Annotated in this window: 18 protein-coding genes; 13 read left to right on the top strand and 5 right to left on the bottom strand. The window is 42.2% G+C overall.

From position 1 onward, the window contains the following. Positions 1–1901: PAS domain-containing protein (locus LDL35_RS08440; RefSeq protein ID WP_304021624.1), on the bottom strand; the 1901-nt coding region annotated here is incomplete at its 3' end. Between the two features lie 119 nt (positions 1902–2020). On the opposite strand from LDL35_RS08440, the gene LDL35_RS08435 reads away from it, so the two are divergent. Beyond that, the gene (locus LDL35_RS08435; RefSeq protein ID WP_304021621.1) at positions 2021–3373 is read left to right on the top strand and encodes a site-specific DNA-methyltransferase; all 1353 of its coding nucleotides are present in this window, start codon (positions 2021–2023) and stop codon (positions 3371–3373) included. Here the strand turns inward: LDL35_RS08435 and LDL35_RS08430 are convergent. After that, entirely contained in the window at positions 3264–3932 is a 669-nt protein-coding gene (locus LDL35_RS08430; RefSeq protein ID WP_304021618.1) for a tetratricopeptide repeat protein, read from the bottom strand. The genes LDL35_RS08435 and LDL35_RS08430 overlap by 110 nt on opposite strands. A 233-nt stretch (positions 3933–4165) precedes the next feature. On the opposite strand from LDL35_RS08430, the gene LDL35_RS08425 reads away from it, so the two are divergent. Further along, positions 4166–5668, top strand: a complete 1503-nt coding sequence (locus LDL35_RS08425; protein ID WP_304021615.1) for a sodium:solute symporter family protein — start codon at positions 4166–4168, stop codon at positions 5666–5668. A gap of 97 nt (positions 5669–5765) precedes the next feature. Next, positions 5766–7574 (top strand): KUP/HAK/KT family potassium transporter, encoded by a 1809-nt coding sequence (locus tag LDL35_RS08420; RefSeq protein WP_304021613.1) that lies wholly within the window; start codon positions 5766–5768, stop codon positions 7572–7574. A 19-nt stretch (positions 7575–7593) separates the two neighbouring features. Here LDL35_RS08420 and LDL35_RS08415 read toward each other — a convergent pair whose 3' ends face one another. Further along, positions 7594–7827, bottom strand: coding sequence for a hypothetical protein (locus tag LDL35_RS08415; protein WP_304021611.1), 234 nt, complete (start codon positions 7825–7827; stop codon positions 7594–7596). Between the two features lie 78 nt (positions 7828–7905). Here LDL35_RS08415 and LDL35_RS08410 point away from each other — a divergent pair, with 78 nt between their 5' ends. After that, positions 7906–8058, top strand: coding sequence for a hypothetical protein (locus LDL35_RS08410; protein WP_304021608.1), 153 nt, complete (start codon positions 7906–7908; stop codon positions 8056–8058). Then, positions 8055–8525, top strand: a complete 471-nt coding sequence (locus tag LDL35_RS08405; protein WP_304021605.1) for an alpha/beta hydrolase — start codon at positions 8055–8057, stop codon at positions 8523–8525. Before LDL35_RS08410 ends, LDL35_RS08405 begins: the two co-directional genes overlap by 4 nt. On the opposite strand, the gene LDL35_RS08400 is transcribed toward LDL35_RS08405, so the two are convergent. Further along, entirely contained in the window at positions 8506–8898 is a 393-nt protein-coding gene (locus LDL35_RS08400; RefSeq protein WP_304021602.1) for a hypothetical protein, read from the bottom strand. The genes LDL35_RS08405 and LDL35_RS08400 overlap by 20 nt on opposite strands. A 301-nt stretch (positions 8899–9199) precedes the next feature. On the opposite strand from LDL35_RS08400, the gene hgcC reads away from it, so the two are divergent. Genes hgcC through hgcB form a run of 3 tightly spaced genes read left to right on the top strand, consistent with a single transcriptional unit; the run spans position 9200 to position 10828 of the window. Then, entirely contained in the window at positions 9200–9490 is a 291-nt protein-coding gene (gene hgcC, locus LDL35_RS08395) for an HgcAB-associated protein HgcC (protein ID WP_304021599.1), read from the top strand. A 1-nt stretch (position 9491) separates the two neighbouring features. Beyond that, on the top strand, positions 9492–10520 hold the full coding sequence (gene hgcA, locus LDL35_RS08390) for a mercury methylation corrinoid protein HgcA (protein ID WP_369694900.1): 1029 nt from the start codon (positions 9492–9494) through the stop codon (positions 10518–10520). Then, positions 10520–10828 carry a mercury methylation ferredoxin HgcB gene (gene hgcB, locus LDL35_RS08385; protein ID WP_304021594.1) on the top strand — a complete coding sequence of 103 codons (309 nt, stop codon included), beginning with the start codon at positions 10520–10522 and terminating at the stop codon, positions 10826–10828. Before hgcA ends, hgcB begins: the two co-directional genes overlap by 1 nt. A gap of 199 nt (positions 10829–11027) precedes the next feature. Here the strand turns inward: hgcB and LDL35_RS08380 are convergent, their stop codons facing one another. After that, entirely contained in the window at positions 11028–11459 is a 432-nt protein-coding gene (locus LDL35_RS08380) for an arsenate reductase ArsC (protein WP_304021591.1), read from the bottom strand. A gap of 113 nt (positions 11460–11572) precedes the next feature. Between LDL35_RS08380 and LDL35_RS08375 the strand changes: the two genes are divergently transcribed. The 5 genes from LDL35_RS08375 (at position 11573) to LDL35_RS08355 (ending at position 14631) form a co-directional block, all read left to right on the top strand. Then, positions 11573–11977: a metalloregulator ArsR/SmtB family transcription factor gene (locus LDL35_RS08375; protein WP_304021588.1), complete on the top strand. Its 405-nt coding sequence runs from the start codon at positions 11573–11575 to the stop codon at positions 11975–11977. A 235-nt stretch (positions 11978–12212) separates the two neighbouring features. Next, positions 12213–12698 carry a nitrophenyl compound nitroreductase subunit ArsF family protein gene (locus LDL35_RS08370; protein WP_304021585.1) on the top strand — a complete coding sequence of 162 codons (486 nt, stop codon included), beginning with the start codon at positions 12213–12215 and terminating at the stop codon, positions 12696–12698. Continuing rightward, positions 12695–13426 carry an aromatic aminobenezylarsenical efflux permease ArsG family transporter gene (locus LDL35_RS08365; protein ID WP_304021582.1) on the top strand — a complete coding sequence of 244 codons (732 nt, stop codon included), beginning with the start codon at positions 12695–12697 and terminating at the stop codon, positions 13424–13426. The genes LDL35_RS08370 and LDL35_RS08365 overlap by 4 nt, the downstream gene beginning before the upstream one ends. A gap of 195 nt (positions 13427–13621) precedes the next feature. After that, on the top strand, positions 13622–14089 hold the full coding sequence (locus LDL35_RS08360; RefSeq protein ID WP_304021579.1) for a nitrophenyl compound nitroreductase subunit ArsF family protein: 468 nt from the start codon (positions 13622–13624) through the stop codon (positions 14087–14089). A 26-nt stretch (positions 14090–14115) separates the two neighbouring features. Next, positions 14116–14631, top strand: coding sequence for a hypothetical protein (locus tag LDL35_RS08355; protein WP_304021576.1), 516 nt, complete (start codon positions 14116–14118; stop codon positions 14629–14631). The last annotated feature ends 660 nt before the right edge of the window (positions 14632–15291 follow it).

Here is a 15291-nt window from a genome sequence, read left to right as displayed (position 1 = left end):
TTCCTGATGTACGGGAGTATCGCAACAAGAGGTGTGAGTGGTGTCTTCAGATCATGCCCGATTATCTGAATAAACTCATCTTTCTGTTTTAACAAATCCTCTATCTGAATTGTTCTTTTCCGTACCCGGTAATCAAGGTCACGGTTCATATCAAGAAGCTGGGTACGCATCTCATCCAGTTCCATCGTCTTCTTCTCAAGCTCGGTTGCATATTTCATCAGGTGATTCTCAACGTCTTTCCGCTCAGTTGTATCCTGTAATATGCCAAAAGAACCCTGAACTATCCCTTTCTTAATTAATGGTTTCCCTTTTATCCGGAGGTATTTAAATTTCTCCTCCTCCAGACTGATCCTGAACTCAAAATCAAATTCTGTTCCCTGTTTCACAGCGAAAGGAAAATAATGAAGGAATTTATCAATATCATTTGGGATGGTACGGGAGATAAAATCATCAATGACCACATCATTCCGGTCAGGAGGGATACCAAGCAGGGAAAAGACTTCAGGTGAGACTCTGAATCGTTCCAGATGATTATCATATGACCAGACACCCATCCTCGCGATCTTTTGGGCCTGTTCAAGTTTCCATTCTATATCCGATAAGAGATCGCCGTATTGCTTCCGTCTGGATATATCCCGTATGACTCCTTCAATCCCCTGAAGCATCCCATCGTCATCATAGATAAGCCGGCAACTGATAGATGAGTAAATGATCCTCTGATCATGGGTAATCAGCTGAATTTCATAGTCTTTCACTCCTTCACTACTGTTAATATCAGAGAGAAAAATCGGCCAGAACTCAGGAGGATGGACAACATTTTCAAGAGATGTCCCTTCCAGATCTTCTGCTGACTGATATCCAAGGTTTTTCACCATCGAGGAACTGACCTTGATGAGATATCCTGATTTATCAGTCATAAAATACATATCTCCGATCTGATCGATGAGACTTTGAAATTTCTGCTCGCTTCTTGCGAGTATCCCTTCGATCTGACGTCTGGAAAACCGTGTTTCGATAATACCGGCAAGAACCATCAGCGTGGTCAGTTCAACCTGTATCCACCGCCGTGCTTCTGCTGCATCCCAGAAAATAAGAATACCGGTGAGGTATGAATCTCTGATAAGGGGGACCATTACCAGTGAGCCTGACTGACGTTCCTCAAGTAACTTCCGAATAAATCCTGTCGTTTGTTGTTTTCTGAAAATTATCGGCTGATGAGACTTCAGCTCTGAAATTATTGATAAAAAATCAGGGTCATTTCTGAGTTCATCCATATCAGTTCCGATTAGAAAACCGTACCGATGCGACCAGAGAAACCGTTCCTGGATGGAGTGAGGCGGTGTGATCTCATCAATTTCCAGATATGATGAATACTGCACTTTCATGACCATACCCACACGACTCATTATCTGCTGAATCTGTTCTTCAGGATGGTTATCTAAAAGACGTGAACCGATTATTTCCCTGATAAGGTCATGAAGGGTATTGATTCGGTTTTGCTCAGTATTCAGATAATATTCAGCGGTGATGTCACATCCTGATATGAAGATCAATGTCTCCTGTTTCTCATCAGGAAATGATGTGATGGCTATCCGATAGCAATGAATCAGACCATTAACAGAATGAATTATTATGTTTTTATGAGTGGATTTATGCGTCCCGGTTCCTATTTCGGCAATATCCTGACTCAAGTCACGAAACGGGCTGTCAAAAGTAAGTATATTAATAGAGGTACAATCTGATTCTGATGGGATATTTAATATATCCTTAAATTTCTGATTCGCAAGAATAATTGTCCCGGTCAGATCAATGATACAGGCAGGGCCGGGCATATTCAGGAGAAGGGAAATAAGACTCTGTCCAGACTGAACACTCCGCCCGGTATTTTCTTTTATGTTCAATCTGGTTCACCTGTTGTATTATCAGGAGATGGATAGTTATAAACATTTCAGATTTTACCCAAAGGCCTGTATCAGGTACTCGTAAATGGTTATAGAACAGAAAGCTTAGCCATATCTTTATGAAGCAGGATTCTCTCACCCCGAAACAAAAACCCGTTCTCATTGAGATCCCACTATCACGTGATCTTTTGCAAAAAGAGCTCTCAGTTCTTCATTCTTTAAATAGAAAATATTCGGGCAAAGAGATCGCACTCGATGTCAGGGATCAGACGCTTATCGCACAGTTGTGGAAACTTGATCCCAGCCAATATGAAAATTCTCTCAATGAATTCATAACGCGTGCAGGTCTGAATGATCAATATATATCAGGGTTAGACAATCCTTTTTCCGCACTATTAGAAAAAATACTCTCAATCGGGAGTTATGGAATCCGGTATCGGAAACGGATATATGCAGGCTATGCTGATGAGCGGAAAGTTACCGGAAGAAAAGAGAAGGAGTATGAGCGGGGCTCTTTTTTCTATGCTGAAGGAAATTCATTCTCTCACCATACGCATCCCCTTCCGGATGAATACCTGGATCAGATCATCTGTGGTGATAGTGAAGAGATCCTCTCCCGCCTCCCTGACAACTGCATCGATCTAATTATCACCTCTCCTCCGTACAATTTCGGTCTTGAATACTCATCGTCAGGAGACAGTGCTCATTGGCAGGCATACCTGGACAAACTTTACCGGGTCTTTACCCAGGGTATCAGGGTTCTGAAATACGGGGGACGTTTCATTGTAAATGTCCAACCTCTGTTCTCAGATTATATCCCTCTTCACCATCTCATCTCATCATTTTTCATGAATCAGAAGATGATCTGGAAAGGTGAGATCCTCTGGGAGAAGAACAACTATAACTGTAAATATACATCATGGGGAAGCTGGAAAAGTCCCAGCAGCCCGTACCTGAAATATACCTGGGAATTTATCGAGATTTTTTGTAAAGGGACATTAAAAAAGAGCGGAAAGTCAGAGGATGCAGATATCTCTGACGAAGAGTTCAAATCATGGGTTGTCGCAAAATGGTCAATCGGACCTGAACGGAGGATGAAACATTTTAATCATCCGGCTATGTTTCCAGAAGAGCTTGTTGAACGGTGTCTGAAATTATTCAGTTTTCAGGGCGATATTATTCTGGATCCCTTTAACGGGGCCGGGACAACGACAGCTGTTGCAGCAAGAACCAACCGCCATTTTATTGGCCTTGATATCTCATCAGAATATTGTGACCGTGCCAGGGAACGGTTACTTCAAATACCGGCTTCATTAGACAGAAAAAACGAGAAACCAAAAAAGATATCTGAAAAAAGTATTTTTACATCTTCTCTCGAAACACCAAAGCGAAGAGGGCGCCCGCCAAAACAACGGGTATTGACAGAGGAGTCCTCTCAGCATCATCTTGACCGGTTTTATTCTGGATCGTAAGAGACTCAGTTGCAAATTTCAGATTGGATAATGCCTGGGGGTGTGCCGGTTCAATCTGAAGGGCTCTCTCAGATGCATTTATTTCTTCTTCATATTGTGCAAGGCCCCCATGTGCAGTTCCTTTCAGCACCCATGCTTCCACAAGAGAAGGGTCTTTTTCCAGTGCAGCATCAGCTGCGTCCAGGGCCTCCTTATATCGCCCGGTTTCGATGAACAGTGATGCCTGTGCAGCCAGTACGAATGCATTATCCGGATGGGACTGTTCAGCCTGCATCAGCAGATCTTCAGCCTCTTTATATTCACCTTTCTGTGAGAGCAGACTTGCCTTTGTTATCTGGGCAAGATAAAAATCCGGCTGGATTTGAAGTGATTTATCTATCAGGTTCATTGCCTCTTCATAGGATCCCTCTGCGGCAGCATCAACTGCCTGGTTATAGTATGATAGTGCATCAATAACCGGTCCTTCAAGCCCGGCTGATGCCGGAACTATGCAGAGGAGCACCATAGTAATGCAGAATAAAAAGAATTTTGTCTGCGCTTTTTGATAGAAGATCTTCATCCTATATACTCGTCTCCCATAATTTAAGGGATTGTCGAATTATATAGGTCCAATTCTGTTTAATCAGAGAATGGGGGCAGACACCATTCGAGCCTGTTATATGTTAGCATGGCACAATGATGCAAGGATATGTTCGGGTTACCAACAGAGACTATTGTTATTGTAGGCGGAGCTTTTGTTTTCTTTACCATTCTTCTCATTCTCTGGGGCTTGTATTTCAGAGGTGAGGCATAATGGCAGACGGAGCAACCATTGGAATTGTTGTAATATATTGTCTGGCGATGATTGGGATTGGTGGCTGGGCGTCCAGGAAGATTAAAAATACTGAAGATTATCTTGTAGCAGGCCGCTCTCTTGGATTCTGGGTATTTGTTCTTCTTATGATCGGAACGGTATGTTCCGGAATGTCCCTTCTTGGAGTCTCCGGGCTTGGGTTTAAATTCGGATGGCCGACTATCTGGGAACAGATCTTTGTTCCGCTGTCGATAGCCTTTTGTATCATCTTCTTTGGAGTGAAACTGCATGCTATTACCCGTAACACCGGATACATGACCGTGCAGGATTACCTGGCCCATCGGTATGAAAGTCCGACCGCTCTTCGGACGCTGTCAGCAGTAGCAGGAATAATTGTATCGCTCATTTATCTGGTCGGACAGTATACTGCAATTGCCATTGTTCTTATGTGGCTTTTTGAGATTCCACTCTGGTTGGCACTCATCATCGCAACCCTTGTTGTAACAATTTATACGACCATCGGCGGTCTGTATGCTGTTGCCTGGGCTGCACTGATCCAGTCATTCATTCTCATCCTCGGCGTTGTCATCATGGCACCTATAATAATCTTTTATGCCGGAGGGTTTACTCATGTCAATGAATTCATGGCATCAGTAAATCCCGATCTCGTACAGCCCTGGATGGCGGAAGGGATGGTCTTTACTCCTGCATACCTGGTCTCTTTCGGAGTATTATTGATCATTGGTCTTGCCTGTGCACCGCATGTCATCAATAATATCCTTGCCGTAAAAGACGCCCGGCTTTTTACCTGGGCTCCACTTCTTGGATTCCTTATCTATGGGATCGTCATGTTTTTACTGAAATTTGCCGGATTTGCAGGCATCGTCCTTGTACAGGAAGGAGTCTTCACACTCCCGGATGTTCCAAATGCACAGGATTTTGTAATTCTGTATGGAATACAAAATGCTATCCCCCATATTGCTCTCTGGTCTATCTTTGCAGTCATTGTGCTTGCAGCGGTCATGTCAACTACTGACCGGCTTATGCTGACCATCGGTGCCATGTTCTCATGGGATATTTATAAGAAGATCATCAGACCAGATGCCCCTGATACCCAGGTTCTCCTCATCAGTAAGATAGTCGTCATTCTTTCAGCCCTGGTTACCATGATCATTGCATTAAACCCCCCGGAGATGCTCGCGTTCCTTATCTGGATGGGAATTGGTGTGATGCTTTCAACCTTTGCTGTTCCGCTGCTTGCCGGTCTATACTGGCGCCGGGCTACCCGGATGGGCGCAATCGTCAGTATGGCAGCAGGTCTTGTGTCTGCGGGAATATTCGGAGCATATTATCAATATGTGGCTAAACTTCCACTCCATTTCAGTTTTTATGCGGTAATCATCTCATGTATCGCAATGATTATCGTCAGCCTGTGTACGAAACAAACCAGTGAAAAAGTGCTTGACGAGACGAAAACCGGATGGTACATCCGCTGTCCCTGAAACGATTCTTATTCACTGTTCACTTTTTTTCCCTGGTATCTAATACCGATCATTGGGAATTATTAACTGAATGAGTAGAAGAACTATAAGTAAGACAATGGAACACCCATCAAAAACGTCGATCATCAAAGCTGCAGGACTGGTATTTGGTGATATCGGGACCAGTCCCATTTACACTCTTGCAGTTTTATTCCTCTTCCTTCCGCCCACTCCGGAAAATATCATGGGTGCAGTATCCCTGATCTTCTGGACGCTTATCATCATGGTCACCGTTCAGTATACCTTCCTTGCCATGCGTCTTTCAGAAACCGGAGAAGGGGGCACTCTTGTCCTGAAAGGGATTCTCATCCCGCTTTTAAAGAAGCCGAGAGGAGTGGCAGTATTTACTCTCCTTGCAACCCTTGGTATCTCCCTTATGATCGGAGAATGCGTTATTACTCCGGCGATATCGATACTCTCCGCGGTTGAGGGTGTCAGGCAGATTCCCGGATTTGAACTCATTGCCCAGGACTGGCTGATTTTCCTTGCAATCCTTATCGCCCTCGGATTATTTTTATTCCAGAAGAGAGGAACCGAAGGTGTCTCCCGGGCCTTTGGGCCGGTTATGGTCATCTGGTTTGTGACATTATTCATCTCTGGTGCGATTTCAGTCGCTTTCAGTCCGGAGATACTTCTCGCTATAAATCCCATATATGCACTTGAATTTTTCATCCATAACGGTCTTCTGGGCTTTTTCTCATTATCCATGATTGTCCTGTGTGCAACAGGGGCTGAGGCATTATTCGCCGATATGGGCCATCTTGGCCGTGAACCCATTCAATATGCCTGGGGGTTTGTATTTATTGCGGTATTTTTCTCATATCTGGGCCAGGCGGCATATTTACTCAGGAATACCGATGTCATAAACCCCTTGTTTGAGATGGTATTTTCATTATCACAAATACTATACATTCCATTCCTGCTTCTCATGATTATTGCAACCATTATCGCTTCACAGGCGGTCATAAGTGGCATTTTCTCCATTATTTACCAGGCAATCACCACTCATCTTCTTCCCATGCTCCCGGTTGATTATACATCCGATGAGCTCAGGACCCAGATTTACATCAACACCGTAAACTGGCTTCTTTGTATTGCAGTCATCTGCGTTCTTCTCATATTCCAATACTCAGAACGACTGGCAAGTGCCTATGGTCTTGCAGTAACCGGCACTATGTCTATCACCGGTTCATTTATGATTGCCATCTTCCTGCATCGCCAAAAATACCTCTATATGGGAATAGCAGTCATAGTGACGTTGGTTGATATCACCTATTTCCTGTCAACGGTATCCAAGATCACTCATGGCGGGTATTTATCACTTGTAATCGCAGCAATCCCATTCTCCATAGTGATCATCTATACCGCCGGACAGCGGGCTTTATACCGGTCCATGAAACCGATGGGCCATGATCAGTTTATCAAGAAATACACCCGTGCATATAAAACAGCCCGACACCTCCGGGGAACAGCCCTGTTCTTTGCCAGGTCTCTAGATCAGGTACCGGCATACATCTCCCGGACGATGTTTAATAATGAGATAATATATGAAGAGAATGTCATCATCTCGCTGGATATCAAGGATGAGCCATACGGGTTTTCATGGCATTTCGATAAATCAATAGAACCCGGTCTTTCCCATCTCTCCATCAGTTACGGATACATGCAGATTATTGATCTGATGCGAATCATCCGTGATGCCGGAATAGAAGAGAAGACAATCTTTTACGGGATGGAAGAGATTGTCACCCGTAATATCATCTGGAAAATATTCAGTGCCATTAAGAGACTTTGTCCATCATTTGTCCAATATTACCGGTTACCTTCCCATAAGGTTCACGGGGTAATAACCCGGGTGGAACTGTAATCGTCTTTTACATTTCCGCTCACTGCTTTTTTGGATGAGTTGTTTTGGTCAGCCAGATATGGATGATACACAGGATGCAAAACGGTCCCCACAAAAATGTGTGAATCCGGAATGATATGAATTTATCAAAAAGACCAAAGGTCAACGGGGTGATGATACCAGGTTCAGTAATTCCAAGACCGGTGATAATCACGATACCTGTACAGGCCATGAGGGCATATGCAACCTGTTTATGAATCTCTCGTCTGTTCATGTCAATCTTACATTATCTAACAGAAGCGGATAATTTATTGCTACATATGTCAAGATATGATATTCAGGTGATTCACAAATGTGCACCGTAGGCGGCCCTGTTGATATCGAATTTGATGAAGGATTGAAAGCAAAGAGTTACAAGTGTAAAGACTGTGGCGGCAGTTTTAGTTCCCTTGGTAAGAATGTCAGATGCCCTACCTGTGGTTCTGATAACTGCGTTCCAACATGAATGTTCCTTTACAGGAAGGGTATCTCTGTATTCGGGCCTCACAGTCATTTCTCTTAATAGGAAGGGTTCTCTCCCCCTTTCATCTTTTTATTGAAACTTTCGGCGATGAATATTGTCAATATCTGGAAGAAGGAGATCTGGTTGTGGTTTCCGCACCTGAAGGAGGGGATATTGGACAGGCGATGATACTTTTAGAACTCATCCGGAAGTATCATGCTCCCCTGGTAGTTCTCCCCAAAGGACATCCGGGGAGTACACGACTAACCATGGTTGTGTCTGCCGGAGATCATATTGAGATAAACTGCTCAATACAGCGGGGGACCCATCCTGAACAACATCTGCTCTGTGGTTCTGAAGATATGGCAGGAATAGTACTGAAACGATCAGACATGGGAGTTGAGATAACCGGGGGAGATCAGATGTCAATTCACTCACTTGACCGAATGGTTATTCCTTCTCTTCCCTGATTGGCTCCTCTTTTTTAAAAATATTAGTAAACCCTTCAGATATACTTTTTATTTTTCTTTTCTGATTATAAAGCACAATGCTGGTGTGAACATAAATGATAGCGATAATAAGAAGTAAATCTATTACTCCGATCAGGGCGATGGGGAGGTTGAATCCAAAATGGGAGAGTGTATATGCATCGATCATGGGGACCATCAGGATGCCTGCAAGGAAACAGAGTATCCCAGTTATTACGACCATTCCATCGTTAAAGTTCATACCATTACTCTTATGTGTTGTTTGAGGTATTGTAGGTATAGTACTAACAGGTTCAAATAACCTTTTTTTTTTTAATAGGTGATATTCTAAAACCTGAAACTGATGATCTTCCATTCATATATTGCCCGTAAAAGGGTTAAAATCGAAAAGTAAATCACTGATGAATGGGTGCCGATTTTAACGGAAAATAACCATCAAATTGCTCTTCAAATAAAAAAATACGCTCGAATCGCATCATCATATCCTCACGCTATTCCACCTGTCTATGAGGCAGGACTTATGGTGGCCTGCATCGTGTTTTGACAATACAGGGCCTCTATTGATGGCCGTAATTTTCTGATTTACATATATTATCAGATTAATCTGATTATTCTGAATATGTTAAATATTATGAAATACAACGAATATACAGAGTATGGCCAAAGAAAAAACGGAAGATGATACGCATACTGACCGTAATTTCTGTCGTTGTGACCAGAAGACGACATGTAATGTTGAATCTATTCTCACGATTGATGAACGGGGTCAGATGGTCCTGCCAAAGGATATCAGGGAACGTGCTGATATTAAACCTGGAGACAAACTTGCTCTCATCAGCTGGGAGAAAGATGGTATTATCTGTTGTATGGCACTGATGAAGACAGAAAACCTGAGCGGGATGGTAAAAGATGTCCTCTCACCGCTCATGAATGACACCGGTGCATAACATGGAGACATCATGCTGTTGTTCATGTTCAGAGCAGAAGATATCCTGTTCTTGTTCAATATTTCAAACAGACTCTCATATTACTACTGCAAACAGAATCGATCATCTCCTGGCCAGATGGGGATACAAACGATCAGGTCATACGGTTCGACCAGGCCTATATCGATTGGGCAATCCTGATGCTGATTCACCGGTCTTTGCATCTGCAAATTACACTATAAGTTTTGACATTCTTCGTTCCAACCTGAAGGGATTTGATGCATACATCCTTGTTTTGGACACAAAAGGGATTAATGTCTGGTGTGCAGCAGGAAAAGGGACCTTTGGTACTGATGAACTGGTAAAAAAAATTGAATCAACAGGTCTGTCTCACATTGTTTCCCATCGGAAGATTATCGTTCCACAACTGGGTGCACCCGGGATATCTGCTCATGAAGTTAAACGGAGATCCGGTTTTACGGTTGAATATGGTCCGGTTCGTGCTGCTGACATTCCTGAATATATGAAAACCGGGAAGGCTACCTCTGAAATGCGTCAGGTATTCTTTCCTATACAGGACCGACTTGTATTAATACCAATAGAATTGGTGCATGTTGCTATTCCGACCATCATTATCTCAATTATTCTTTGGTTTTTAGCAGGACCACTGGCCGCATTTGCTGCAATCACTGCTGTCATAACCGGTACTGTCCTCTTTCCAATATTCCTGCCCTATCTTCCGACTCATGACTTCTCTATGAAGGGATTTATTCTTGGAGGTCTGAGTGCAGTTCCATTCTCGGCGATGTATGCGCAATCATCAGACCTTCCGGAATGGGCACTGGCTGCAGGAGCAATTGTCCCTCTTCTGATTATTCCTGCAGTTGTTGCATACCTGGGACTTAATTTTACCGGTTCCACACCATATACATCACGAACCGGGGTGAAAAAAGAGATATTCAAATATGTTCCCATAATGGCTGCAATGACTGGTATCGGGACGATCATCGGAATATCTCTTTGTATTTTTCGATTAGCAGGAGTGATCTGATGTTTCATTCATATCTTGTCAACTCTCTGAAATTTCATAAGGACAGATGCATCAACTGTAAGCGCTGCATAGAGGTTTGTCCTCATGGTGTGTTTTCTGCTGGAGAATCTCATGTTGAACTTGTGCATCAAGCCCGATGCATGGAGTGTGGTGCATGTGCATTGAATTGTCCGGTTCAGGCAATTGAGGTTGAGAGTGGTGTGGGATGTGCCTGGGCAATGATACGTGCCGCTCTTCGGGGAAGAGATATGGATAGCGGCGAGTGCAGTTGTGGAGGAGATGCAGGGTCTTGTTGTGGTATAGAATAGAATGAATAGACTGTTGGGAAAAAATTATAAAAAAATTGGTTAATATTCGATTTGCGGGAGACATCTTTGTGTCTTATTCTGCTCATCTCATGACAATGACAGAAATTTCATTTAAACAGAGATAACATCTCTTATTTTTCTGATTTACTATTTTCAAAACCGGTTTACTCCTTCACCATGAAAATTTCTGTCATCCTGATTATTGAACAAGAACTCCGCCGGATTTGACATTCTCATCGATCCATCTAATAATTTCATCCCGTACAGCCCGGAATACAGGCAGTTTCTCTTCATCAGATCCGTTGCCTGAGGATGGATCAGGAAAACCCTGATGGATAGTCTTTTTGGCTCCGGGAAAGACCGGACAGACTGACTTTGCCCCATCACAGACCGTTACAACGAAATCAATATCGGTATCGAAAAATTCCAGGAGCGGTTTTGAACGATGATTCGATATATCAATGCCGATCTCATCCATGACCTCTATGGCAAGAGGATGGACATTGGTTACTTCGGTCCCTGCGCTATATGCAGTATACCGATCTCCATACCGGTTTTTGATATATCCTTCGGCCATCTGTGACCTGGCGGAGTTATGAGTACAGATGAACAAAACAGTCGGTTTATTCATGATATAATCTTGTTAAGTGAGCATTATAGTCATATGAGGATTTTCTCAATAGTCTCTATAGATATCATATGACCATCGAAATATTGAACTTCTCATCAGGGATAAGATGTACCATGAAAAAGGCCGCTTGCAGCATGAATTGTGCAGACCCTGCAATTCCAGCCAAAATACCTCCGGAAGTTCTGGAACCTCTGATGACAATAGGCGGTCTGGAAGGATTAGCAAACCAGATCATGCCCCGGAATACGATTACTCAAAACGTTTTACTCTTTAAAGCATTATCAGATCCGTTTCGGATAAAGATCCTCTCCATGCTTTCAGTTCAGCCACTCTGTGTCTGTATTATTCGGGAGTTACTTGACATATCAGATACCCGGCTTTCATATCATTTGAAAAAATTAAGTTCCATGGGGTTGATTGAAGGAACATCCCAAGGAAACTATATCATCTATGAACTGACTGATCTCGGAGTAAAAGCATTGTCTCTCTGTTCAGAAGAGAAAAAAACCAGGGTTTGACGGTAAATTTTGTTATTCTGAAAAAATGCTTTTTTGTATAATGATAGATCAGTATTTTATTGGTTTCCTAAATGAACCCTACAAACTCTCTAGATGGTTCAAGATGAGATCTTAATCCGGGATAATTCATTTTCTGTACCTATGAGTAGTTCAAGAAAGTTTGTAATACCTTGAGTGAAAATCTATAGTGAGTATATAACACATTTGAGATTATCGCCTCTGTGGTGCTTTCTGAATGAAGAAAACAGAAAATATTATGATAACCGGAGCACTCCTGGTATGTGCTCTTCTCCTCACCCTTTTTGCCGGATGTACCGGGACCAGTCCTGGAACCGAATCACCGGATCGTGGAGCATCGCTGGCTGCGACATTGCCTGATATTACAAAGGTGGAACTCTACCATTTCCATGGAAACCAGCAGTGTTATTCCTGTGTACTTCTCGGAGACTTAGCAGAAAAAGTAGTAAAAGAGAACTACCCGGATGAACTCGCATCAGGAAAACTCGTATTTGGTCATATCAATGCAGAGGATCCGGCAAACCGAGATCTTGTACAAAAATATGAAGTGGTCTCTTCTTCACTGATGATTGGGGTATACACAAAAGACTCGTTTACCAAACAGGATCTGGTTGGTCTCTGGTACAGGCTCAGAAATGAAGATGAATATTCCGATTACCTGACTGGAATACTGGATCCATGTGTAAAGGGAGGTCAGTCTTGAGCGATCTGATGTCTTTCATGGAAGCGATGGGAAGCAGTGATATTCCCCTTGTAGCGGCTTTTTTCATCGGGCTGATGATGGCAATTAGTCCCTGTCCGCTCGCGACAAATATCACTGCTATCGCCTATATTTCCAGAAACCTCTCATCCGGAAAGCATACCTTATTCGTTGGATCTCTCTACACAATCGGCCGGGTCCTTGTTTATGTTGCCATTGCAGCACTTATTGTCCTCGGTGGCCTGAAAGTTCAGTCCATCTCCCTCTTTTTGCAGCAGTACTGCGACCTCCTGTTAGGACCGATACTCCTGATCTGTGGTATTCTCATGCTTGAAGTAATTCCTCTCAGCATGAAATTTGAGCACGAGGGTCTTTCAAACCTCAAAGATAAACTTTCAAAAAAATTTTTAGACAAAGGCATTTTCGGAAGTTTTCTCCTGGGCATTCTGTTTGCACTCAGTTTCTGTCCGTTTAGTGCAGTCCTCTTCTTTGGTATGTTAGTCCCGCTTGCTTTAAGCGTTCAGGATCCGATTGGAGTCCCGCTCGTTTTTGGTCTGGCAACCGGTCTTCCCGTTATCATCTTTGCAGCTCTTCTCTCCACCGGTGTTGGCAGATGCGGAGCAATGATGAACAAAGTTCAGGTCGCAGAAAAGATATTCCGCCGAGCTGTTGCTGTGCTCTTCATTATCATCGGTGCATATTATACTCTCAATGTGTATCTCTATGGATAACGGAGAAAATCGAAGAAATTTATTCTTTTTCTGGAAAAGTATTTATGCAGTTCAAAATATATTGAATCTAAGGCAGATGAGATCAATTCTGAATATTTATGTGATATCGCCTGAATATTCTCTCATACCTTCTCATCGTAGTCAAAATTCTCTAAATTCAGATTCTAATTTAGGCTCGAACATCAGAGGAATTATATGACTTCATTCATGAAAAAACAAGGTTTTCTTTTAAAAATGTGCATTATTGCCGCAATCATACTAATTACATCATGTTCTTTCTGTTCTGCAGAAGAAACGACTGGTGCAGGTTCATCATCTGTAGAAAAAGTAGAGGTGTATCATTTTCACCCGACAAATGGATGTTATACCTGCACCACTATGGGAAAGAATGCAGAAGATACAGTGAATACATACTTCCCGAAAGAAATGGAGAGTAAAAGACTCATCTTTGACCATATAAATTACCAGGATCCCAAGAATGCTGAACTGGTACAAAAGTATGAAGTGAGCGGATCCTCACTCATGATCGGTGTCTATGATGCAGACGGCTTCCATAAAGAAGAGAATATAAAAGTATGGTATCTCACCGGAAAGAAAGATGAGTCTATGACGTACCTGAAGAAGATTATTGAGAAGCGACTTGCAGGGGACTTTTCAGAGTAATTCATTTTTCCGGGATATGATATCTCATGTCTGTAAAATCTTTTAACCGGGTCGGGATGAGAACTATCCTTCTTTTTTCTGTTCTTTCGCTCATGATTGTATCTCCCTCTCTCGGAGCGATATATGCCATAAATGGGACCGAAATTAATTCAGAACGGTTATCTGATCTCATCCGGTCAGATCCATCCTTGACAGGAGGAGAACTCTCGCCCGGTACCGTGGTCTTTTTCTGGAATACTCATTGCGGAGGATGTCATATGGCATGGGATTTCCTCCATGAGTTTATACCAAACCATCCGGAGATGAAATTATTAGATTATGATCTCTATAACAGCACGGAAAACAGGACGATTTTTGACCAGTATAAAGCGACGTATAACCGGGATCGTTTATCAGTACCGTCCATGATGGTTGGAAATATCACCCTTGAAGGGACTCAGGATATCAGGAACCATCTGGGAGAAATATTGGATCTTCAACAGAGTATACATCCATCACACGGATGGTTTACAGATCTGTTAAAATTCTTTAATGATCTATAGTGCCCGGCAAAAGGTTATGAAATACAGATAATATTCCAACAATTGTGAAAAATTTCTTGAATTTCGGATTGCCATGAGGCAGTCCAAGAATGTTTTATCCATTTTATGAGATATCATCCTAAAGTCATTTTGTAATCTAACCAATGATTAAACCTTAATTTCTAATAAGATCTGTTTGAGTAAAGTTCTCTGACAGTCTGCTAGGATTTTTATCATCGTCCTTATCTGTTTTCCCTCTGTTGAGTTTTTGTTAATTTTTCGTATATGTGGATAATGATACTCCTGATAAATACGAGAAACTATCTTAAAATTCAACGATTTTTTGAAATATAAATAGAAGGGACCTTTTGAGAGTTCAATAACTTCTGCGATCTCATCCATGTAGACATTATCGAAATCCTTTTGAGTATAGTTACTTTGCTAAATCGTTGCTTTCTTTCGCGTTGTCTTCGGTTTATGGTTGCAATAGTTCTCGCATATGACAACAAGTCATATAATCATGTTTAGTTACAAATGTCATTCATTTTTTTTATACGTTTATTCCTAATTGAATAATCAATAAATACAATTATCTTTCAAATTTTACAATTTTAAGGAATGTTTTGTCAAACTGAAACAGAATGCATCCCCGGTTGTCCCACCAATCACATCCATTACAGA

Origin of the sequence: Methanospirillum hungatei (assembly GCF_020216685.1) — an archaeon.
In the GTDB taxonomy this organism is placed as follows: Archaea; Halobacteriota; Methanomicrobia; order Methanomicrobiales; family Methanospirillaceae; genus Methanospirillum; species Methanospirillum hungatei_B.
This window is presented reverse-complemented; position numbering and strand designations above follow the sequence as displayed.

Excerpts from the sequence above, each read along its gene's own strand:
- LDL35_RS08355 (WP_304021576.1), top strand. The coding sequence starts at position 14,116 with ATGTCTGTAAAATCTTTTAACCGGGTCGGGATGAGAACTATCCTTCTT.
- LDL35_RS08420 (WP_304021613.1), top strand. The coding sequence starts at position 5,766 with ATGGAACACCCATCAAAAACGTCGATCATCAAAGCTGCAGGACTGGTA.
- LDL35_RS08415 (WP_304021611.1), bottom strand. The coding sequence starts at position 7,827 with ATGAACAGACGAGAGATTCATAAACAGGTTGCATATGCCCTCATGGCC.
- LDL35_RS08360 (WP_304021579.1), top strand. The coding sequence starts at position 13,622 with ATGACTTCATTCATGAAAAAACAAGGTTTTCTTTTAAAAATGTGCATT.
- hgcA (WP_369694900.1), top strand. The coding sequence starts at position 9,492 with ATGGAGACATCATGCTGTTGTTCATGTTCAGAGCAGAAGATATCCTGT.
- hgcC (WP_304021599.1), top strand. The coding sequence starts at position 9,200 with ATGGCCAAAGAAAAAACGGAAGATGATACGCATACTGACCGTAATTTC.
- LDL35_RS08405 (WP_304021605.1), top strand. The coding sequence starts at position 8,055 with ATGAATGTTCCTTTACAGGAAGGGTATCTCTGTATTCGGGCCTCACAG.
- LDL35_RS08400 (WP_304021602.1), bottom strand. The coding sequence starts at position 8,898 with ATGGAAGATCATCAGTTTCAGGTTTTAGAATATCACCTATTAAAAAAA.
- LDL35_RS08370 (WP_304021585.1), top strand. The coding sequence starts at position 12,213 with ATGAAGAAAACAGAAAATATTATGATAACCGGAGCACTCCTGGTATGT.
- hgcB (WP_304021594.1), top strand. The coding sequence starts at position 10,520 with ATGTTTCATTCATATCTTGTCAACTCTCTGAAATTTCATAAGGACAGA.
- LDL35_RS08380 (WP_304021591.1), bottom strand. The coding sequence starts at position 11,459 with ATGAATAAACCGACTGTTTTGTTCATCTGTACTCATAACTCCGCCAGG.
- LDL35_RS08375 (WP_304021588.1), top strand. The coding sequence starts at position 11,573 with ATGAAAAAGGCCGCTTGCAGCATGAATTGTGCAGACCCTGCAATTCCA.
- LDL35_RS08430 (WP_304021618.1), bottom strand. The coding sequence starts at position 3,932 with ATGAAGATCTTCTATCAAAAAGCGCAGACAAAATTCTTTTTATTCTGC.
- LDL35_RS08410 (WP_304021608.1), top strand. The coding sequence starts at position 7,906 with ATGTGCACCGTAGGCGGCCCTGTTGATATCGAATTTGATGAAGGATTG.
- LDL35_RS08435 (WP_304021621.1), top strand. The coding sequence starts at position 2,021 with ATGAAGCAGGATTCTCTCACCCCGAAACAAAAACCCGTTCTCATTGAG.
- LDL35_RS08425 (WP_304021615.1), top strand. The coding sequence starts at position 4,166 with ATGGCAGACGGAGCAACCATTGGAATTGTTGTAATATATTGTCTGGCG.